The organism is Pontimicrobium aquaticum (assembly GCF_005047595.1).
Classification (GTDB): Bacteria; Bacteroidota; Bacteroidia; order Flavobacteriales; family Flavobacteriaceae; genus Pontimicrobium; species Pontimicrobium aquaticum.
The window spans coordinates 315,474-336,081 of the sequence record NZ_SUPL01000002.1 but is presented as its reverse complement, the minus strand read 5'-3'; the positions used below and the strand labels follow the sequence as shown (position 1 = coordinate 336,081).

Below are 20,608 nucleotides of genomic sequence, written 5' to 3'. Positions count from 1 at the left end.
AATATCAATAAATTAAGCTTCGTAATCTCTAGCGATAATAAACTTAGTTTTAACTGGAAGTTTTTGTGCTGCTAAACGTAATGCTTCTTTTGCAACGTCTAATGGCACACCTCCAACTTCAAATAAAACTCTTCCTGGTTTAACAACAGCTGCCCAATATTCAACGGCACCTTTACCTTTACCCATACGTACTTCAAGAGGCTTCTTTGTAATAGGCTTGTCTGGAAATATTTTAATCCATAACTGCCCTTCTCTTTTCATGTAACGTGTAGCGGCAATACGTGCTGCTTCAATTTGACGAGAAGTAATAAACTTCGAGTCTAACGATTTTATACCAAACATTCCGTATGAAAGCATATGACCTCTTCCAGAGTTTCCTTTCATGCGGCCTTTTTGCTGCTTACGAAATTTTGTTCTTTTTGGTTGTAACATTTTTCTTTAGTTTAAAAAATTACTTTCTACGACGTTGATTTCCTTTGTTTCCACCACGTCCACCTTTTCCTTGCTTCTTAGATAAACCAACAAGCGGAGAAAGTTCTCTTTTACCATATACTTCGCCTTTCATGATCCATACTTTAATACCCAATCTACCATAAGTAGTATGAGCTTCTACTAAAGCATAATCTATATCGGCTCTAAATGTTGATAAAGGAATTCTTCCATCTTTGTAGTGTTCACTACGTGCCATTTCGGCACCATTTAAACGACCGCTAATTTGAATTTTAATGCCTTCAGCGTTCATACGCATTGCAGCAGCGATAGCCATTTTTATTGCACGTTTGTATGAAATACGGTTTTCAATTTGACGAGCAACACTTGACGCTACTAAATAAGCATCTAATTCTGGACGTTTAATTTCAAAGATGTTCAATTGAACTTCTTTACCTGTAATCTTTTTAAGTTCTTCTTTTAACTTGTCTACCTCTTGTCCGCCTTTACCGATAATAATACCTGGTCTAGCAGTAGTGATAGTAACGGTTACAAGTTTAAGAGTTCTTTCGATGATTACTCTCGACACACTAGCTTTTGATAAACGCGCATAAACATACTTTCTGATTTTATCATCTTCAGCAAGTTTATCTCCGTAATCATTTCCTCCATACCAGTTAGATTCCCATCCTCTGATAATTCCAAGGCGATTTCCTATTGGATTTGTCTTTTGTCCCATTTATTAATTGCTTTGTGTGTTATTATTAGCTCCAAGCACGAGTGTTACGTGGTTAGATCTTTTTCTAATTCTGTGTGCACGACCTTGAGGTGCTGGACGCAATCTTTTTAACATAGATCCCCCATCAACTCTAATCTCTTTTACAAATAATTCAGCTTCTTCAACATCAGCATCTTCGTTTTTAGCTTGCCAGTTTGCAACTGCAGACAATAACAATTTTTCTAAACGTCTTGATGCTTCTTTTTGACTGAATCTTAAAATATTAAGTGCTTTTTCAACCTTTTCACCTCTTACTAAATCGGCTACTAAGCGCATTTTTCTTGGTGACGTAGGACAGTTATTAAGCTTTGCAAAAGCAACTTGCTTTTTCTCAGCTTTAATAGCGTCTGCCATTTGTTTTTTACGACTTCCCATAGCTCTTATTTTTTACCTTTATTTTTAGCACCTGCATGACCTCTAAATGATCTTGTTGGTGAAAATTCTCCTAATTTATGACCTACCATGTTTTCAGTAACATATACTGGAACAAATTGTTTGCCATTGTGCACTGCAATTGTTTGTCCAACAAAATCTGGAGTAATCATACTTGCTCTTGACCAAGTTTTGATAACCGATTTTTTGTTAGCTTCAATATTTGCAGCTACTTTCTTTTCTAATTTATAATGAACGTAAGGTCCTTTTTTTAATGATCTTGCCATGTCTTATTATTTCTTTCTACGTTCTACAATATATTTATTACTCGCTTTTGTTTTAGAACGTGTTCTATAACCTTTAGCCGGAATACCGTTTCTAGAACGTGGATGACCACCAGAAGACTTACCTTCACCACCACCCATTGGATGATCAACAGGGTTCATTACTACTGGTCTTGTTCTTGGACGACGTCCTAACCATCTAGATCTACCTGCTTTACCAGATACTAGTAATTGATGATCTGAATTAGATACAACACCAATCGTTGCCATACAGTTTGCAAGAATTAACCTTGTTTCTCCTGATGGTAACTTTACTGTTGCAAATTTTCCATCTCTTGCCATTAATTGAGCAAAAGCTCCAGCACTACGAGCCATAACAGCTCCTTGACCTGGACGTAACTCTATACATGAAATGATTGTTCCTAAAGGTATTTCTCTTAATGGCATTGCGTTTCCAATTTCTGGAGCAACTCCACTTTCACCAGACACAATGTTTTGCCCTACTTGAAGTCCGTTTTGAGCAATAACATAACGTTTTTCACCATCTTGATAATTCAATAATGCGATAAACGCAGTTCTGTTTGGATCGTATTCAATAGACGCAACCTGTGCTGGAATCCCTGCTTTGTTACGTTTAAAATCGATAATACGATACCTTTTCTTATGACCTCCACCTTTGTAGCGCATGGTCATTTTTCCTTGACTGTTTCTACCACCTGAACGTTTTTTCGGAGCTAATAAACTTTTCTCCGGCTTATCAGTAGTAATGGCGTCAAATCCATTTACCACTCTAAATCGCTGTCCTGGTGTGATTGGTTTTAATTTTCTTACTGACATTTTTTTTGTCTAATTACATATTAGCGTATAAATCAATCGTCTCACCTTCCGCCAGTTGTACAATTGCTTTTTTAACAGCATTTGTTTTACCATGTTGAACACCAGTTTTTGTGAACTTAGTTTTTCTATCTGGACGGACATTTATAGTACGAACTTTTTCAACAGAAACACCATAAACAGCTTCCACTGCTTTTTTGATTTCTACCTTGTTCGCCTTTTTGTTCACTTGAAAAGTGTAGCGGTTATTTAATTCGCTATCGTTTGTTGCCTTTTCTGTGATTATCGGTTTAATTAAGATACTCATGGTTTTCTTATTTACTTAAATTCGATTCAATTCCTTCTAAAGAGCTTTCTAAAAGCACTACTTGACTTGCATTTAAAATCTTGTAAGTACTTAATTCTGAGCTATTTATAACTTCAGACCCTTTTAAATTGCGTGACGACAAATATACATTATTATTTGACGCACCCAACACAAACAAAGATTTTTTGTTTTCTAGGTCTAAAGCCTTTAATACTGCTGTGAAGTTTTTAGTTTTAGGAGCATCAAAATTGAAGTCTTCTAAAACTGTAATTGCTTTCTCTCCAGCTTTAATTGATAAGGCTGATTTACGAGCTAAACGCTTCACATTTTTGTTTAATTTGAAACTATAGTTTCTTGGTCTTGGACCAAACATACGTCCACCACCTTTAAAAATACCAGACTTGATACTACCAGCTCTTGCTGTACCTGTACCTTTCTGCTTTTTAATTTTACGTGTACTTCCAGTGATTTCTGCTCTTTCTTTTGCCTTATGTGTTCCTTGACGTTGGTTTGCAAGATATTGCTTAACATCTAAGTAAACAGCATGATTATTAGGCTCTATAGCAAACACATTTTTTGAAAGGTCAACCTTTCTTCCTGTGTCTTTTCCGTTTATATCTAAAACTGCTACCTTCATTACTTCTGAATTGTTACATAAGCGTTTTTGTGTCCAGGAACGCATCCTTTTACAACAAGTAGATTTTTATCTGCAACTACTTTTAAAACTCTTAAATTTTGAACTTTAACTTTCTCTCCTCCCATTCGTCCTGCCATTTTCATTCCTTTGAAAACGCGTGCAGGATATGAAGCAGCTCCAATAGACCCTGGTGCTCTTAAACGGTTATGTTGACCGTGAGTAGCTTGACCTACACCACCAAAACCGTGTCTTTTAACAACACCTTGAAATCCTTTTCCTTTTGATGTTCCAGCAACATCAACAAATTCGCCTTCAGCGAAGTGCTCTACAGTGATTGTATCACCTAATTTGTACTCCTCATCAAAACCTTGAAATTCCGCGACTTTTCTTTTAACAGAAGCACCAGCTTTTTTAGCATGACCTAATTCAGCTTTAGTAGCACTTTTCTCTGTCTTGTCATCGAAACCAAGTTGAAGGGCTTCATAGCCGTCAACTTCCTCAGTTCTGACTTGGGTAACAACGCATGGTCCAGCTTCGATTACTGTACAAGGAATATTCTTCCCGTTTTCATCAAAGATGCTGGTCATTCCGATTTTTTTTCCAATTAACCCAGACATATTTATTAATTTAATTATTACTATTTGTTATTTAAAATTCAAGGCCGAAAATACATTCGACCTTGAATTGTATTTTTACCGTTTTTCCTTTGCTCGCAGCTCAGGACATGTATTGAAAGCAAAGCTTTCAATGTATTATCACACTTTGATCTCTACTTCAACTCCACTTGGCAATTCAAGTTTCATTAAGGCATCAATTGTTTTTGAAGACGAGCTATAGATATCTAATAATCTCTTGTAAGAGCTTAATTGAAATTGCTCTCTCGACTTCTTGTTCACGTGAGGTGAACGCAATACAGTGAAAATCTTTTTATGAGTTGGCAATGGAATTGGTCCCGTTACTACAGCTCCAGTACTTTTTACTGTTTTAACAATCTTATCAGCAGATTTATCTACTAAATTGTGATCGTATGATTTTAATTTTATTCTAATTTTTTGACTCATTTTCTTAAAATTTAAGCTTCAACTCCTTTTGCTGCTTTAATCACTTCTTCAGATATGTTCGAAGGTGTTTCAGCGTAATGTGAAAATTCCATAGTAGATGTTGCTCTACCAGACGATAGTGTACGTAACGATGTTACATAACCAAACATTTCTGATAATGGCACATTTGCCTTAACAACTTTAGATCCTGCTCTATCACCCATGTCATTAACTTGACCACGACGACGGTTAAGGTCTCCTACAATATCTCCCATGTTTTCTTCAGGAGTTAACACTTCTAATTTCATGATTGGCTCCATAATTACAGCTCCAGCAGCTTTTGCAGCAGCTTTAAACCCTAACTTAGCAGCTAATTCGAACGATAATTGATCCGAATCCACATCGTGATAAGAACCATCCTTTAAAGTCACCTTTAAAGCATCTATTTCGTATCCAGCTAATGGACCATTAATCATTGCTTGTTTAAATCCTTTTTCTACTGAAGGGATAAATTCTTTAGGAACGTTACCGCCTTTAATTACAGATTCAAACTCTAATCCTGATTTACCTTCTTCAGCTGGCTCAATTGTAAACACAATATCTGCGAATTTACCACGACCACCTGATTGTTTCTTGTAAACCTCTCTATGATCTGCTGATCTTGTAATAGCTTCTTTATACTCAACTTGAGGTTGACCCTCGTTAACTTCAACTTTGAATTCACGCTTTAAACGATCAACAATAATATCTAAGTGAAGCTCTCCCATTCCAGAAATAATTGTCTGTCCTGATGCTTCATCTGTTCTAACTGTAAATGTTGGATCTTCTTCAGCTAATTTACCTAAAGCCATACCTAATTTATCTACATCAGCTTTAGTTTTAGGCTCTACTGCGATACCAATTACTGGATCTGGGAAGTCCATAGATTCTAAAACAATTGGGTGCTTTTCATCAGAAAGTGTATCACCTGTTTTAATATCTTTAAATCCTACAGCTGCTCCAATATCTCCTGCTTCGATATAATCGATAGCATTTTGTTTGTTAGAGTGCATTTGATAGATACGAGAAATACGTTCTTTTTTACCTGAACGATTGTTCAACACGTACGATCCTGCATCTAAGCGACCAGAATAAGCACGGAAAAATGCTAAACGACCTACAAAAGGATCGGTTGCAATTTTAAATGCTAATGCAGCAAATGGTGCCTTAGCATCTGGCTTACGTGTTTCTTCTTCGCCTGAATCAGGGTTTGTACCTACAATATTATCTCTATCTAAAGGTGATGGCAAATATCGACATACAGCATCTAACAAGAACTGTACCCCTTTATTTTTAAATGCAGAACCGCACACCATTGGGATAATTGCCATATCCATTACAGCTGCTCTAAGTGCTGCATGCACTTCTTCTTCTGTAATAGAATCTTCATCTTCCATGAACTTTTCTAATAAGTTCTCATCATACGTAGCTACCTCTTCTATTAATAATGCTCTATATTTTTTAGCTTCTTCTTTTAATTCTTCAGGAATTTCAACAACATCAAAAGTAGATCCGTAGTTATCTTCATGCCATATGATAGCTCTGTTCTTAACTAAATCTACAATACCTTTAAAGTCTGCTTCATCACCAATATTCAATACAATTGGCACTGCGTTAGACTTTAACATATCTTTTACTTGTTGACAAACACCTAAAAAGTTAGATCCTTGACGATCCATTTTGTTAACAAAACCAATACGTGGCACTTTATAATTATCAGCTAACCTCCAGTTAGTTTCAGATTGTGGCTCTACACCATCAACTGCACTAAACAAGAACACTAAACCATCTAATACTCGTAACGAACGATTTACTTCAACCGTAAAGTCAACGTGACCTGGAGTATCAATAATATTGAAGTGATATCCTTTTGTTTCTGGAGTTGGTTCAGAGTTTTCTAGTGGAAAATTCCAAGTACAAGTAGTTGCAGCCGAAGTAATTGTAATACCTCTTTCTGCTTCTTGTTCCATCCAGTCCATTGTTGAAGCTCCATCATGAACTTCTCCAATTTTATGAGATACTCCTGTATAAAAAAGAACACGCTCTGTTGTAGTAGTTTTTCCTGCATCAATATGCGCAGCAATACCTATATTTCTTGTATATTTTAAATCTCTTGCCATGTCTTAAAATCTAAAGTGTGAGAATGCTTTATTTGCTTCTGCCATTTTATGAGTATCAACTCTTTTCTTAACGGCTGCTCCTTCTTCTTTAGCTGCAGCTAAAATTTCTGCTGCTAATTTTTGAGCCATAGATTTTTCGTTTCTCTTTCTAGAAAAGCTAATTAGCCATTTCATAGCTGTAGAAACCTTTCTGTCTGGACGAATTTGCATAGGAATTTGAAATGTTGCTCCACCAACTCTACGACTACGTACTTCTACGTGAGGCATAACGTTTGATAATGCGTCTTTCCAAGTTTCTAAGGCAGTTTTCTCTTCGTCTGTTTTCTTTTCTTCTACGATATCGATTGCATCGTAGAAAATTTTAAAAGCTACTGACTTTTTACCGTCCCACATCATCATGTTAACAAAACGTGTTACTAACTGATCGTTAAAACGCGGATCTGGTAAAATAGGTCTTTTTTTCGCTGCTCTTTTTCTCATGTCTTCTTCTTAAAGTTTAAATTACTTTTTAGGGCGTTTAGCTCCATACTTAGATCTACGTTGCGTTCTACCTTCTACACCTGCTGTGTCTAAAGCACCACGTACAATGTGATATCTAACTCCTGGTAAATCTTTTACCCTTCCACCTCTAACTAATACTATCGAGTGCTCTTGTAAATTGTGTCCTTCTCCTGGAATGTATGCATTTACCTCATTACCATTTGTTAACCTTACCCTTGCAACTTTACGCATTGCTGAGTTAGGTTTTTTTGGTGTTGTTGTGTAAACACGCGTACAAACTCCACGTCTTTGAGGACAAGAATTTAAAGCAGCCGATTTACTCTTCTTAGTTATTTTGGCTCTTCCTTTTCTTACTAATTGTGAAATTGTTGGCATATATTTCTATATAAATTTATTAAACCCTCTCTTTAGAGGGCTGCAAAGGTAGAAATTAATATGAATAATTCAAATCTTAAATAATTAATTTTCAATCTTCAGTAAAAATAAATTTTAGCTTCACATTATTTGAAAGTAATTTCCGTTAGTTTTATACACAAATTTTAAGTTTGAAAAAAACACGACTCTTTATTATATATTTAATTTATAGTGCGTTTCCAGTTTATAGCCTGCAATCGCAAAACCTTAACTTGGTTGTTCATGGAAGCTCTAATAACGAAACCAAAACCATAGACTCTCTTGGTTATAAAAAATTATTCCAAAATTTTATTTTGTTAGAAAGCGAAGTTACCTTATTAAAAAGCAAGCTTGAGGAAATTGGATATATTGATATTAAACAAATTGAAATAAAAAAAGCAAACGACTCTACCTACAATACTAAGTTGCGTTTAGGCAACAAATACAACACCATATATATATATTACGATGAAGCTATTATTTCTAAAGATGTTTTAGAGCTCTTAACAGAAACTATTTTCGAATCTTATTTTACAGTAAATATTAAAAATGTTAGGTCTATTTTATCAAACATTAATTTACAATTAACAGATAAAGGCTATCCGTTTTCTAGTGTAATGCTAAGTGCACTAAAAAAAAGAGCAGACAACAGAAGCTTGGAAGCCAATTTGATTGTCAACCTAAATACTGAAAGAACTATTGATAAAATAATAGTTAAAGGTTATGAAAATTTTCCTAAATCTTATTTAAAGCATTACCTAAAGCTCAATTCTAAAAAAATCTTAAACATCAACTCTTTAAGAAAGAAGACTAATGCGTTAAGTTCTTTGTCTTTTGCTAATTTAACTAGAGAACCCGAAGTATTGTTTACACAAGATTCTTCATCAGTTTACTTATATATTGAAAAAAGAAAAAGCAACACTTTTGATGGCTTTCTAGGTTTTGGAACAAACAAAACTAATAGCAAACTGGAATTTGACGGTTATTTAAATTTATCGCTTAATAACAATTTAAATTACGGCGAATCTTTTAACCTAATTTACAAAAGCGATGAAAACGAACAAAAAACTTTTAATGCTAATGTTAATGCCCCGTATATATTTAATACACCTATTGGTGTCGAGCTGGATCTTAATATTTTTAAAAAAGACTCAACATTTACAACAATTAACCAATCAGGTAGTTTATTTTACCAAATAAACAATCAACAAACAATATATGCTGGAATAGAGTCAGTGAAATCTAATAACTTAACCCAAGCCAATACATCTCTAAACATAGACGATTATAATTCTACTTTTTACAACGTACGCTACCAACTACTCAAGCCCTTTTACAATAATTTAATGTTTACAAGTAGCTTTAATTTAGATATTAAATTAGGTTTTGGCAATAGAAACCATAAAGAAATCAACGTTAAGCAAACACAATACCAAGTAAACACTTACAAACTTTTTAAGCTTAATAGTAAAAATTATATTTTTTTTAGGATTAATTTAAGAGGTATTGATTCCGACAATTACTTTACAAATGAGCTACTACGCTTTGGAGGGATTAATAGTATTAGAGGCTTTGAAGAAAACAGCCTTCTTGCAACATTATATAGCTTTGCCAACTTTGAATATAGATACCATTTAAGTCAATCCATATATGTACACACAATAACTGATGGTGCGTATCTTAGAAATAATCAAGAAAACACAACTAATTCTCTATATGGATTTGGATTTGGAATTGGCCTTTTAACAAAAGCCGGATTATTGAAATTAAACTACGCAAACGGAAAAACTAAAGGTCAAAAAGCTAGTTTTTCAAACTCAAAAATTCACATTAGTCTAAGTGCTAAATTCTAACTTAATCGCATTTTTCTTAATTTTTTAACAAATTAAATTGAAATTTTAGTACATAATAATTGTTTTATTAACTTTTTATTATGATTTTTGGCAATGACTAATTCAAATAAATTATAAAATGAAAACAAAGTTTAGTGGAATTTTAACGCTATTTCTAGCGTTTGTTGTGCAAATATCCTTTGCACAAGAAAAAACAATTTCGGGAACGGTTTCGGATGAATCTGGAATGCCTCTTCCTGGGGTTAACATTATTGTAAAAGGCACAACTAATGGAACACAAACAGATTTTGATGGTAACTATACCATTAATGCCAGTGCTGGTGATGTTCTAACCTTTACCTATGTAGGTCTTAAAACTGTTGAGCAAACAGTAGGATCTTCAAACACCATAAATGTAACAATGCAGGAAGATGCTGCATTATTAGATGAGGTGGTTGTTACAGCCTTAGGTATTAAAAGAGAGAAGAAATCTCTTGGTTATGCACAACAATCTGTAAAAGGGGAAGACCTTGTTAAAGGTAAAGATACTAATGTTGCCAATGCCTTAGCTGGTAAAATTGCTGGTGTGCAAATTATTGGTAACAACAGTACAACATTTGGAGCTTCTTATATTCGTTTAAGAGGTGAGGATGACTTACTATATGTTGTTAACGGTGTACCTGTATATGCTATTAGTGATATTAACCCAGAGGACATTGCAGATATTTCTGTACTTAAAGGTGGTTCTGCAACAGCATTATACGGACCTCCTGGTAGAAATGGTGCTGTAGTTATTACATTAAAAACAGCAGAAGCTGGTGCAGCTACATTTACAATTGACCAATCGGTTACTGTAAACCAAGTAACTAACATGCCAGAATATCAAAACGAATATGGTGGTGGTTATAGCCAAACATTCAACACGTTTACTTATGATCCAGCTCAAGACCCTGTTGAATGGGCTGCTTTTGATGGACAACCTTATCCAGATTTTTGGGCAGATGAAAGTTGGGGACCTAAATTAGATGGTACTTTAGTTCGCCACTGGGATAGTTGGATTCCTGGAACACCAGAATTTGGTGAGTTAAGAGCTTGGTCGCCTTCTAAAAACGATGTAAAAACATTCTTTGAAGACGCCATTACAACTAATACAACCTTGTCTTTTGCAAAGGCTGGGGATGATTACAATATAAGATCATCAATTGCTTATGTTGAAAATAACGGTCTTGTACCTAACTCATTCAATAAGCAGGTTCGTTTTTCATCAAATGCTTCGTATAAACTATCTGAGAAGTTCGAGTTTTTTGCTAACGTAAATATTGAAGACAGAAACATGCTTAACAATCCTGATCAAGGATATGGTAACTTAGGATCTAACTTTAACCAATGGTGGCAAAGACAATTGGACTTTAAACGTTTAAGACGTTATGAGCGTAATGGACAAGTTGCTTCTTGGAACATTCGTGGTCCTAGAGATGCGCGTCCTTTATACTGGGATATGCCATATTTTCAATCTTATGAAAATGATAAAAACTATGCAAAAAATGCTTACTTTGGTAAGGCTGGAGGTACTTATTCGTTTAATGACAATTTTAGCCTAACAGCTGAAATTAGAAAAACATTTAACCAATATAGACAAGACGATCGTGGAACTACAAAAAGTTTGTTAGACCCTGCATTTTATAACGAACAATTTTGGCAAAACGAAAGAACAGATTATTTTGCGATGGCAGCGTATCAAGATACTTTTATGAATGGAGACTTAGATGTTACTGCTAATATTGGTGCAGAAAAAGTAATTATAGACTATAGAAGGTTATTTGCTAGTACAGCTGGGAATATAACCATTCCTGAGTTTTATAATCTAGCAGCTTCTCGTGATCCACTTACTGCTTCTGCAACTACTTCCTCGCAAAAAAGAGATGGAATTTTTGCTAAAGGATCTGCTGGGTACAAAAAAATGCTATATTTAGACGCATCTTATAGAATAGACTGGAATTCTAAAGCAGCAGCAAACGATAACAGAGTAGAAACTTTTGGAGCTTCTTTAAGTTTCTTAGCTCATGAATCTTTAATCCCTAAAAATGATGTGTTAACATTTGCTAAATTTAGAGCAGGGTATGCTGAAGCACCTTTCTTTCCGGATTTACCATACCAAACGTCATCAGTATATACTACTGGTACATTATACCAAGGTTATGGACGTTTAAATGTTGACTCTAATGAAGCTAACCCAAACCTTAGAGGTGGTGTAAGAGAAGAATTAGAATTTGGTGCTGAATTAAGGTTTTTTAACAACAAATTAAATGTTAACTTATCTTATTTTGATAGAAAAGACAAAGATTTACCTGTACCAATCGCTTTAGATGGAGCTACTGGCTATACAACAACAAGAGTTAATTCAGGTAAACAATCAGCTAATGGTTTTGAAATAGACCTAAGTGGTAATGTGATTGAGAATGACCAATTTACATGGAACTTGGCATTGAACTTTGCTACGCTTAATAGATATGTTGACTTTATCTACGATGGCATCACTACAAGAGAATTGAGCACCTATACCTCAAACATGAAACTTATGGAAATTGTTGGCGAAGAATGGGGTACTTTAATTGGTAGAGGTTTTGCTACTGGTCCTAATGGTGAAATACTATATTCAGCTGCAAGTGGTGGACGTTATTTCTACAGTCGTAAAACAAACAAAAACTTAGGAAATGTATTACCTGACTTTACTGGTGGTTTAACATCTACTCTAAGTTATAAAAACTTTGACTTAAGTTTAGGCTTTGACTTCCAAAAAGGTGGTAAGTACTATTCTAGAACAGAACGTTATATGGATCACTCAGGTTTATCAGCAAAAACAGCTGGTCTTAACGACAAAGGCAACCCAAAAAGAGATCCTGTAGCTAATGGTGGTGGTGTGCATATCGTTGGTTTACTAGAAACAGGAACAGATGCTAATGGGGATCCTATCTCAGACGGTACTGTAGTTGATACTTATGTTGAAGCACAAGATTTATATAACTTAGGCAACTTAGGTAACATTTACGAAAACAACCTTCATGATGCTACCTATATTAAACTAAGAACCGTAAGATTGAACTATAACTTTGATAAAGATTTTGTAAGTAAATTTGGTTTATCTGCAGCATCTTTTAGTGTATTTGGAAATAATGTCTGGTTGATTGATTCTGATATGAATTGGGTAGATCCTTCAGAGCTTGAAAAAAGAGGAGGTTATAACTGGGCAGAAGCTGGAACTCTTCCACAGACAAGATCTATTGGAGCGAACCTTAAATTAACATTCTAAAAAATTGAAAAATGAATAAATTAATTAAAAATATTGCATTATTACTATGCATTTCCGTATTCATTAGTTCATGTGAAACTATTGATTATGATGATACAAACCAAAACCCTAACGGACCGACATCGCCTGTAACATCACAGCTATTTACGTCTGCATTAACATGGGTGCCTGTTATTACTATAGATGAAGTGTCTATCTTGTATATGCAACATATTACTCAAGGTCAATATCCTGGGTCATCAAGATATGAAACGCTTACATCAAGCTATGATGGTTGGTACACAGGACCAATAATGAACTTAAATGAGGTTATTAAAATTAACGAAGGCCCTGATGCAGGTGCTGCTTTAACATATGGTGCTACAGAAAACCAATTAGCATCGGCTAAAATTTTAAGAGCATACTATTTACAGTATATGACTGACAGTTGGGGATACTTACCTTGGTCTGAGGCATTCCAAGGGGTTGCTAACTCAAGAGTTGCTTTCGATTCTCAAGAAACTTTATACAATTATATGTTTGCTGAAGTTGATGCGGCCTTAGCCATGATTTCTAATGCCGCTGGTCCAACTGGAGACTTTATGTTTGGAGGAGATATGGACAAGTGGGCTGCTCTTGGTAATAACTTAAAAGCAACCATGGCATTAAGAATTTCTGATGTTAACCCTTCATTAGCTAAAACGAAGTTTGAACAAGCTGCGGCTTCTGGAATGTTAATTTTGGATAACGCAGATAACTTAGAGTATAACTATGGAACTGATGCTACAAGTAACAGTCCTTGGTATGATAACTTTGAAACGCGTGAAGATTACATCCTTTCGGTAACAATGGTGGAGAACCTAAGGTCTAACCTAGATCCGAGATTGTTTGAAATGGCTGAAGAAGCTAGAGATAGTGTTCACCCTTCACCAAATTTCCCTGGTGGTATTGATGCTGGATATGTTGGTGCTCCTAATGGAGCCGTAAATGGTAATGTTCCAGACTATTCGTTTATCACAAGTGATATTATTTATGAACACGATTTCCCATCTCCAATATATACTGCCGCTCAAATGAGATTTGCTTTATCTGAAGCTGCTCTTAAAGGTTGGACAGTTACAGGAGATGCAGCAACTCATTATGCTGCAGGAATTCAGGCATCCATGGACTATTGGGGTGTTGATCCTGCTGACGCTACAGCTTATATTGCTGCACATCCTTACACAGGAATTGCAGATATTGCTTATGAAAAGTGGGTGGCACTTTACTTAAATGGACCTGAAGCATGGGCTGAATGGAGAAGATTAGATGCGCCTTATTTGCCACCATCTCCTTTTGCTGCTGTTCAAGAAATTCCAAAAAGAGATGCGTATGATCCTTCTGTAGAAGACAATAATGCTGCTAACTATGCCGCAATGGTTGCTGCACAAGGACCAGATAACATTTACACAAAACTTTGGTGGGATGTAAACTAGTTTAACAAAACAACTTACTTTGTTTTATATAAAAAGGCTCAACTTTAAAGTTGAGCCTTTTCTATTTAATTAAAATACAAAACAAATAATAGTTGTTAAGCATTGCAAAAAGCATATGTTAAGCTTAGGATTTTTAACTACAGAACGTTAAAATGCTAAAATAAACTTAATAATAATTGCTTTTTTAACTTTTTATTGTGATTTTTGGCATAGACTAATTCAAATAAAATTTAAAATGAAAACAAAGTTTAGTGGAATTTTAACGCTATTGCTGGCGTTTGTTGTGCAATTAACTTTTGCACAAGGAAAAACGATTTCAGGAACAGTTTCGGATCAATCTGGAATGCCTCTTCCTGGAGTTAACATTATTGTAAAAAACACTACCAATGGTACTCAAACAGATTTTGATGGTAATTATAGCATTACCGCAAATGTTGGAGACATATTAGTTTTTTCCTACGTAGGCTTAAAAACTCTTGAGCGTACTGTGGGAACTTCTAATACAATCAATGTTACTATGGAAGAAGATGCTTCAGTACTAGAAGAAGTTGTTGTTGTTGGTTACAGCACTTTTAGAAAATCTGAAGTAACTGGATCCACTGTAAAATTAGGAAGTGAAAAGTTAACTGATGTAGTTGTAGCACCTAGTGTTGATCAAGCTCTACAAGGTAAAGTTGCAGGTCTTACTGTAAGCAGTAATTCAGGAACACCTGGTTCAACATCACAAATAAGAATTCGTGGTATTAGTTCTATTACTGCCGGTAACGAACCTTTATATGTAATAGATGGAGTGCCTATGTCTAACGGAAATATTAATACTTCGGGAGCTACATCATTCTTTTCAAATTTAGCTGCCTTTGACAGTAACAATATTGAATCTATAACCGTATTAAAGGATGCATCTGCTACTGCTCAATATGGAGCTAGGGGTTCAAATGGTGTAATACTTATTACAACAAAAAGCGGTAAACAAGGAAAAACAAAATTTACTTTTAGTTCTTCTTATGGTGTTCAAAATGATGCCGTAGATGGTCCAGAACCATTAACAGCAGCGCATCGTTTAGAACTAGCATCAGAAGCATACTTCAACGATGGTTTCTTTGCTACTAAAGCTGATGCAGAAGCCTACCTTTTAGGTACAAGTACATATTCGTCATGGGATGCAGCAGGAAGACCTGAAGGAAATTGGAAAGAAGTAATTAAAAACAAAGATGCTGTAGTAGAAAATTATAGTCTTTCAGCATCAGGTGGTAATGAAAACAGTTCTTTTTATACTCAACTAGGGTATACAAGTCAAGAAGGTACTGTAATAGGTTCTTCATTTGAACGTATAAATGGTGCTATAAATTTTTCTACAAATCTAACAGATAATTTAAAGTTAACATCTAATAATCAAGCTGCTTATACTTATCAAGATGCTTTCTTAGAGAGAAGTGCATACTTTGAAGGCGCTAGATCTGCTCCATTTTTCTTATCTCCTTTATATCAACCATACAACGATGATGGCACATTTAATGAGTTTGGAGGGTCTTTACCAAACCCATTATATATTACAAAATATAATATAAATGATAATAGATTAGCTCGTATCGTATCAGACAGTCAATTATCTTGGGATTTAGGAAATGGATTATCTTTAAGTTCAAAGTTTAATGTAAACTATCAAGTATATAACAGTCGTTCATATTCTAATAGAAATTATGGATATGGTGCTGCAACTAGTGGTGATGCGGGACAGTACACTAGAAATACAGTAGATTACACATTCCAAAACCAGTTAAATTATTCATTTGATCTTGGTGAAAATCATTCATTTGATGCCATGCTTTTACAAGAATACTCTTCTAACAGGAGATATTTTCTTGGAGCTTATGGAGAAAATTTTGCAGATGATGGCTTATTTAATTTAGATTCAACTGGTAACCCTATTTCTATAAATTCAAACTATACAGACTTCTATCTGGGAGCTTATTTAGGAACGCTTCACTATAGTGGGTTTGATGGAAAATATGTTTTAGACCTAAGTTATAGATACGAAGGTAACTCAAGATTCCATCCAGATGAAAGATGGGGTAGTTTCTGGTCTGTAGGTGGTGCATGGAATTTACACAAAGAAAACTTTATTAGTGACGTAAATTGGATTAACAACTTAAAATTTAGAGCGTCATATGGAGTTACAGGTAATGCCAATATAGGTCTTAACCAATACCAGTCATTATTCTCTTACGGAGTTGACTATAATGGGCAAGGAGCACAGGTTGTAAATACTTTTGGAAACAACAAATTAACCTGGGAAAAGTCTAATACCCTTGATTTAGGTATCGATTTTGGTCTCCTTGACGGTTCTATTTCTGGTTCTGTTAGTTATTTTAACAGAAAGTCTTCAGATTTATTATTAAATGTTCCGCTATCCCTCACCACTGGTTTTTCTAGTCAAGTACAAAACATTGGAGAGCTAACCAACAAAGGTTTTGAAGTTGAATTAAACGTTGATGTAGTAAGATCTGAAAATTTCAACCTATCTATTGGAGGAAACATTGGTACTGTTGATAATGAAGTGACTAAATTACCTTTAGATCCTAACGGAATTGAAAGAACGATAACTACAACCATAACAAGAATAGAAACAGGTCATTCAGTAAGAGCTTGGTACATGCCAACTTGGGCGGGCGTTAATCCAACCACTGGTTTAGAAGAGTATTATATTAATGGTGTTGATGGTGCGACAACAACTGACTTTAATCAAGCAGAAGCTGCTTGGCAAGGAGATAACGCAGTACCAACATTAACAGCTGGTCTAAATCTCCATGTTGACTATAAAGGCTTCTATTTAGATGCAAATGGTTATTACGCTGGAGGACATAAAATATATGAAGGGTGGCATAGATACACTAATCAAACAAATGCATATCCAATTTTTGCATTTCAAGGATTACAATCTTTATTAGATAGATGGCAACAACCAGGAGACATTGCTAGAAATGGAAAATTTACTAGTGCTTTTACTCCTTGGCAAAGACACTCAAAATATTTATACGATGGAGAGTTTATGAGATTAAGAAGTCTTACTATTGGATATGACTTTAAAGACAAGTTAGAATCTATAGGGCTTACAAATGCTCAAGTTTACTTAAGAGGAAACAACTTACTTACTTGGGTAAAGGATGACAATTTAAAATATGACCCTGAAGTAGATCTTGGAGGTCAAACGGGGTTAGAAACGCCTCCAATCAAATCAATCTCATTTGGATTAACTTTAAACTTTTAAGCTATGAATAAAGTATTTAAACTTACAACTATAATGGCATTAAGCATTCTTTTGTTTAATAGCTGTGGAACAGACGATATAGAGCCTACTCTGGCTCAAGACAAACCTGTTGAAGGAAGTATTACTAGTGTTGGAAACCTTTTTAGTATATTAAAAGGAGCCCACAGTCAATTAACATCAGGAGGATATTATGGTCAAGCAATGATTATAACAAATGAAGTAAGATCAGATAATTGCTTCTCCAATGGTTATTCAGGAAGGTATTCAACGCAAGCTGAGTATGCGTATAATGAAAATACTGGGTATATATGGGATAATGCGTATCAAGTTATCGCTAATGCTAACATTATCATAAATCAGCCTTTGGATGGTTTATCTGGAGATCTTGATCATGGAGAACATATACAAGGTCAAGCTTTAGGTTTGAGAGCTTTAGGTCATTTTGATTTATTAAGAAGCTTTGGGCAACAACATACAACTGGTGGTAATTTAGGTGTTCCTATTATTACAGAATTTAAAGATGAAAGTAATTTATTCCCGGCAAGAAATACCGTTGATGAAGTTAAAGCAGCAATTTATGCTGATTTAGAAGCAGCATATTCAATGATGGACACATCTTATGATAGTAAATTATATTTTTCAAAGTATGCAGCAAAAGCTTTAGAATCTAGAGTTGCAATTTATTTTGGAGATTGGATTAGAGCTAGAGATGCAGCCAAAGAAGTTATAGACTCAAACATATACACTATTGCTAGTGCTGGTAGTTTTGTTTCAAATTGGACTATAGATCAAGCTCCAAACTCAATTTTTGAACTTGAAAATAGTGCATCGGATAATGCTGGAATAGGCGGTTTAGCTTATATTTATCGTTGGCCTACTTTTCCTGCAACTGGATACGGTGATGTACAAGTAGTTGATGATGTTTATGCTTTTTTTGAAGCTGGAGATGTACGTAGAGATATATTAGGTTACCAACTTGAAGCTACTGGAGCAACTCCTAGCCTTCGTAACATGGGGAAATATCCTGATACTGTTACATATACAGACAACATCCCTTTAATTAGAATTGAAGAAGTTGTTTTAAACTATGCTGAAGCTTTATTTGAAATTAACAATGCAGATCCTGAAGCTTTAACACAACTAAATTCTATAACTTCAAATCGAGGGGCTACTCCACATGTGTCAGTAACCAAGCAAATTATTCTTGATGAAAGAAGAAAAGAATTAATGTTTGAAGGATTTAGATTTGATGACTTAGTAAGAACAGGACAAAGTATTGATGTATTAGGATCTAATCAGAACTTAATACAAACATTAACTTATCCAAACAATTTGTTTGCATATCCTGTTCCTAAGGCTGAAATAGATGCTAACTCTAATATGGTTCAAAACACAGGGTACTAATAATACAAAAGCATTAATTATTTATTTATTTAAATAAAAAATAAGACCGCTACAAATGTAGCGGTCTTATTTTTTATTTTAACTACTTTTGTCTTTATGGAAAAACAAACCAAAATTTTTGGAATAAGAGCCGTAATAGAAGCTATACATTCTGGCGAAACTATAGATAAAGTATTTGTTCAAAAAGGGTTAAAAGGAGAACTGTTTTTAGAATTAGATAAACTACTTAGAAAGCATGATGCTATTAACACCTCTTATGTCCCAGTTGAAAAGCTAAATAGACTTTCTAATAAAAACCATCAAGGGGTTGTTGCACATATATCTCCTATTGAATTTCACGATTTAGAAAACTTAGTTCTTGATACAATTGAATCTGGAAAAACACCTTTATTCTTACTATTAGATCAAATTAGTGATGTTAGAAATTTTGGTGCCATTATTAGAACTGCAGAGTGTACTGGAGTAAACGGAATAATTATTCAAAAAAAAGGTGGAGCTCCAGTAAATGGCGACACTATTAAAACTAGTGCAGGGGCTGTTTTTAAAGTTCCTATTTGTAAAGTAGATCACATTAAAGATGCTATGTTTTTTTTGCAAGCATCAGGTATTAAAGTGATAGCAGCAACTGAAAAAACAGACAATACGCTTTACGATCTATCTTTTAAAGAACCTTGTGCTTTAATTATGGGGTCTGAAGGAAGAGGCATAAATCCTTCTGTTCTTAAACTAGCTGATGATAGAGCTAAATTACCAATGTATGGCGATATAGGCTCACTTAATGTATCGGTTGCTTGTGGTGCTTTTTTGTATGAAATTGTAAGACAACGTCTTTAATCATCATTGTTTCTTCTACGTCTAATATGATAGGTTATTTTTAACCTAGGTCTCTCCTGCTCTACTACTTCAGATTCTTCTGGTAAATTTTCAATAAAGTTACCATTTTCATCAAAATGTTTTAAAAAAGGATCATCATCTTCATTGTAATGAGGTTCTTCCCAAGCATATTTTTGAGGTTTAGCAATAGATTTTCTAAAAAACAAAGAAAAAAACAAGCCCACTACTAATCCTGAAAGATGACCTTCCCACGACATTTGCTCTTTTATTGGAAACACATACCATATCATAGAACCATACAGAAATACAACTAATAATGACAATGCAATGAGTCTAAAATGTTTTGCAAAAATACCTTTAAAGAGAATAAAACTCATTAATACATATATTAATCCGCTTGCTCCAATATGATACGATGGTCTCGCAATACTCCAAGTTAGTAAGCCAGAAAATATAATGCCATAACCAATAACTTTCCAAGAAATTTCTCTGTAGAAATAAAACAATGCCATAGACAACACAAAAAGCGGAATCGTGTTATGGTATAAATGTTCCATACTTCCGTGAATAAAAGGACTAAATACAACACCTTTTAAACCGCTTAATGTTCTTGGGTACACTCCAAAATCATTAAATCTAAAACCAAATCTAACCTCAGCCCAAAAAACTAACCAAATAAACATAACAAAGGCTATTGGGTAACCAATAACTCCTGTGGTATATTTAAATTGCTCTTGATTGTTCATGGTTTATTTTAGTCGTATATAATCAA

19 protein-coding genes are annotated in these 20,608 nt (G+C 34.6%); 6 read left to right on the top strand and 13 right to left on the bottom strand.

From position 1 onward, the window contains the following. Positions 1–12: 12 nt before the first annotated feature. The 12 genes from rplP to rpsL all read right to left on the bottom strand — a co-directional run bounded on the left by rplP (position 13) and on the right by rpsL (position 7,716). Positions 13–432, bottom strand: a complete 420-nt coding sequence (gene rplP / locus E5167_RS04340; protein ID WP_136841412.1) for a 50S ribosomal protein L16 — start codon at positions 430–432, stop codon at positions 13–15. 19 nt (positions 433–451) lie between these two features. Then, entirely contained in the window at positions 452–1,168 is a 717-nt protein-coding gene (rpsC, locus tag E5167_RS04335; protein ID WP_136841410.1) for a 30S ribosomal protein S3, read from the bottom strand. A gap of 3 nt (positions 1,169–1,171) precedes the next feature. Then, a complete protein-coding gene (rplV, locus tag E5167_RS04330) occupies positions 1,172–1,582 on the bottom strand; it encodes a 50S ribosomal protein L22 (protein ID WP_136841408.1) in 411 nt (136 codons plus the stop codon). A 5-nt stretch (positions 1,583–1,587) separates the two neighbouring features. Further along, positions 1,588–1,866, bottom strand: coding sequence for a 30S ribosomal protein S19 (gene rpsS / locus E5167_RS04325; protein ID WP_136841406.1), 279 nt, complete (start codon positions 1,864–1,866; stop codon positions 1,588–1,590). A 6-nt stretch (positions 1,867–1,872) separates the two neighbouring features. After that, positions 1,873–2,700 (bottom strand): 50S ribosomal protein L2, encoded by an 828-nt coding sequence (gene rplB / locus E5167_RS04320; protein WP_136841404.1) that lies wholly within the window; start codon positions 2,698–2,700, stop codon positions 1,873–1,875. Between the two features lie 13 nt (positions 2,701–2,713). Beyond that, a complete protein-coding gene (gene rplW / locus E5167_RS04315) occupies positions 2,714–3,004 on the bottom strand; it encodes a 50S ribosomal protein L23 (protein WP_136841402.1) in 291 nt (96 codons plus the stop codon). Between the two features lie 7 nt (positions 3,005–3,011). Beyond that, positions 3,012–3,641, bottom strand: coding sequence for a 50S ribosomal protein L4 (gene rplD, locus E5167_RS04310; protein ID WP_136841400.1), 630 nt, complete (start codon positions 3,639–3,641; stop codon positions 3,012–3,014). Further along, entirely contained in the window at positions 3,641–4,258 is a 618-nt protein-coding gene (rplC, locus tag E5167_RS04305) for a 50S ribosomal protein L3 (protein WP_136841397.1), read from the bottom strand. The genes rplD and rplC overlap by 1 nt, the downstream gene beginning before the upstream one ends. 138 nt (positions 4,259–4,396) lie before the next feature. Continuing rightward, on the bottom strand, positions 4,397–4,702 hold the full coding sequence (rpsJ, locus tag E5167_RS04300) for a 30S ribosomal protein S10 (RefSeq protein WP_007650482.1): 306 nt from the start codon (positions 4,700–4,702) through the stop codon (positions 4,397–4,399). Positions 4,703–4,713: 11 nt separating this feature from the next. After that, the gene (gene fusA / locus E5167_RS04295) at positions 4,714–6,840 is read right to left on the bottom strand and encodes an elongation factor G (RefSeq protein ID WP_136841395.1); all 2,127 of its coding nucleotides are present in this window, start codon (positions 6,838–6,840) and stop codon (positions 4,714–4,716) included. A gap of 3 nt (positions 6,841–6,843) precedes the next feature. After that, entirely contained in the window at positions 6,844–7,320 is a 477-nt protein-coding gene (gene rpsG / locus E5167_RS04290; RefSeq protein WP_136841393.1) for a 30S ribosomal protein S7, read from the bottom strand. A gap of 21 nt (positions 7,321–7,341) precedes the next feature. Next, a complete protein-coding gene (gene rpsL, locus E5167_RS04285; RefSeq protein ID WP_044399731.1) occupies positions 7,342–7,716 on the bottom strand; it encodes a 30S ribosomal protein S12 in 375 nt (124 codons plus the stop codon). Between the two features lie 170 nt (positions 7,717–7,886). Between rpsL and E5167_RS04280 the strand changes: the two genes are divergently transcribed. From E5167_RS04280 to rlmB, 6 genes are all read left to right on the top strand, one after another. Beyond that, positions 7,887–9,587 carry a BamA/TamA family outer membrane protein gene (locus E5167_RS04280; protein WP_136841390.1) on the top strand — a complete coding sequence of 567 codons (1,701 nt, stop codon included), beginning with the start codon at positions 7,887–7,889 and terminating at the stop codon, positions 9,585–9,587. A gap of 118 nt (positions 9,588–9,705) precedes the next feature. Beyond that, a complete protein-coding gene (locus E5167_RS04275; RefSeq protein ID WP_136841388.1) occupies positions 9,706–12,876 on the top strand; it encodes a SusC/RagA family TonB-linked outer membrane protein in 3,171 nt (1,056 codons plus the stop codon). Between the two features lie 11 nt (positions 12,877–12,887). Then, positions 12,888–14,330 (top strand): SusD/RagB family nutrient-binding outer membrane lipoprotein, encoded by a 1,443-nt coding sequence (locus E5167_RS04270; protein WP_136841387.1) that lies wholly within the window; start codon positions 12,888–12,890, stop codon positions 14,328–14,330. Between the two features lie 235 nt (positions 14,331–14,565). Beyond that, entirely contained in the window at positions 14,566–17,598 is a 3,033-nt protein-coding gene (locus E5167_RS04265; protein WP_169301373.1) for a SusC/RagA family TonB-linked outer membrane protein, read from the top strand. Positions 17,599–17,601: 3 nt separating this feature from the next. Further along, positions 17,602–19,002, top strand: a complete 1,401-nt coding sequence (locus E5167_RS04260; protein ID WP_136841385.1) for a RagB/SusD family nutrient uptake outer membrane protein — start codon at positions 17,602–17,604, stop codon at positions 19,000–19,002. A 96-nt stretch (positions 19,003–19,098) separates the two neighbouring features. Further along, positions 19,099–19,836, top strand: a complete 738-nt coding sequence (gene rlmB, locus E5167_RS04255) for a 23S rRNA (guanosine(2251)-2'-O)-methyltransferase RlmB (RefSeq protein ID WP_136841383.1) — start codon at positions 19,099–19,101, stop codon at positions 19,834–19,836. Here the strand turns inward: rlmB and E5167_RS04250 are convergent. Continuing rightward, positions 19,833–20,582 carry a rhomboid family intramembrane serine protease gene (locus tag E5167_RS04250; RefSeq protein ID WP_136841381.1) on the bottom strand — a complete coding sequence of 250 codons (750 nt, stop codon included), beginning with the start codon at positions 20,580–20,582 and terminating at the stop codon, positions 19,833–19,835. The two genes, rlmB and E5167_RS04250, sit on opposite strands and share 4 nt — an antisense overlap. Positions 20,583–20,608 lie beyond the last annotated feature (26 nt).

Excerpts from the sequence above, each read along its gene's own strand:
- rplP (WP_136841412.1), bottom strand. The coding sequence starts at position 432 with ATGTTACAACCAAAAAGAACAAAATTTCGTAAGCAGCAAAAAGGCCGC.
- rpsC (WP_136841410.1), bottom strand. The coding sequence starts at position 1,168 with ATGGGACAAAAGACAAATCCAATAGGAAATCGCCTTGGAATTATCAGA.
- rplV (WP_136841408.1), bottom strand. The coding sequence starts at position 1,582 with ATGGGAAGTCGTAAAAAACAAATGGCAGACGCTATTAAAGCTGAGAAA.
- rpsS (WP_136841406.1), bottom strand. The coding sequence starts at position 1,866 with ATGGCAAGATCATTAAAAAAAGGACCTTACGTTCATTATAAATTAGAA.
- rplB (WP_136841404.1), bottom strand. The coding sequence starts at position 2,700 with ATGTCAGTAAGAAAATTAAAACCAATCACACCAGGACAGCGATTTAGA.
- rplW (WP_136841402.1), bottom strand. The coding sequence starts at position 3,004 with ATGAGTATCTTAATTAAACCGATAATCACAGAAAAGGCAACAAACGAT.
- rplD (WP_136841400.1), bottom strand. The coding sequence starts at position 3,641 with ATGAAGGTAGCAGTTTTAGATATAAACGGAAAAGACACAGGAAGAAAG.
- rplC (WP_136841397.1), bottom strand. The coding sequence starts at position 4,258 with ATGTCTGGGTTAATTGGAAAAAAAATCGGAATGACCAGCATCTTTGAT.
- rpsJ (WP_007650482.1), bottom strand. The coding sequence starts at position 4,702 with ATGAGTCAAAAAATTAGAATAAAATTAAAATCATACGATCACAATTTA.
- fusA (WP_136841395.1), bottom strand. The coding sequence starts at position 6,840 with ATGGCAAGAGATTTAAAATATACAAGAAATATAGGTATTGCTGCGCAT.
- rpsG (WP_136841393.1), bottom strand. The coding sequence starts at position 7,320 with ATGAGAAAAAGAGCAGCGAAAAAAAGACCTATTTTACCAGATCCGCGT.
- rpsL (WP_044399731.1), bottom strand. The coding sequence starts at position 7,716 with ATGCCAACAATTTCACAATTAGTAAGAAAAGGAAGAGCCAAAATAACT.
- E5167_RS04275 (WP_136841388.1), top strand. The coding sequence starts at position 9,706 with ATGAAAACAAAGTTTAGTGGAATTTTAACGCTATTTCTAGCGTTTGTT.
- E5167_RS04270 (WP_136841387.1), top strand. The coding sequence starts at position 12,888 with ATGAATAAATTAATTAAAAATATTGCATTATTACTATGCATTTCCGTA.
- E5167_RS04265 (WP_169301373.1), top strand. The coding sequence starts at position 14,566 with ATGAAAACAAAGTTTAGTGGAATTTTAACGCTATTGCTGGCGTTTGTT.
- E5167_RS04260 (WP_136841385.1), top strand. The coding sequence starts at position 17,602 with ATGAATAAAGTATTTAAACTTACAACTATAATGGCATTAAGCATTCTT.
- rlmB (WP_136841383.1), top strand. The coding sequence starts at position 19,099 with ATGGAAAAACAAACCAAAATTTTTGGAATAAGAGCCGTAATAGAAGCT.
- E5167_RS04250 (WP_136841381.1), bottom strand. The coding sequence starts at position 20,582 with ATGAACAATCAAGAGCAATTTAAATATACCACAGGAGTTATTGGTTAC.